The organism is Clostridium sp. MCC345, from assembly GCF_018785345.1.
In the GTDB taxonomy this organism is placed as follows: domain Bacteria; phylum Bacillota; class Clostridia; order Lachnospirales; family Anaerotignaceae; genus Anaerotignum_A; species Anaerotignum_A faecicola.
Map to the genome: position 1 here is coordinate 1 of NZ_WQPP01000038.1, position 226 is coordinate 226.

At 40.7% G+C, this 226-nt stretch carries 1 protein-coding gene; it reads right to left on the reverse strand.

What is annotated here, in order from left to right; genetic code table 11:
• Positions 1-203, reverse strand: a 203-nt coding sequence (locus GPK49_RS08470) for a tweety protein (protein ID WP_118697147.1), incomplete at its 3' end; no start/stop codon positions are given.
• Positions 204-226 lie beyond the last annotated feature (23 nt).

Here is a 226-nt window from a genome sequence, read left to right on the forward strand (position 1 = left end):
TTATTTCCGGGCTTTTCTCCCTTATAACAACCAAAACAACAGAAAAATAAAAGAAAAGTATAAATAGTAACCATCGCCAGATTGAGATTGTTTGCAAGGTCTTTTGAAGCCCGTTGCCGGACTTCGTTGCCGACACCCTCTGTCTGGCTATTTTCATGTATGGAGGATAACTGCCTATGGCAAAAAACAAAACAGAGATTCATGTTACAACGGTGTTTGACGGGGA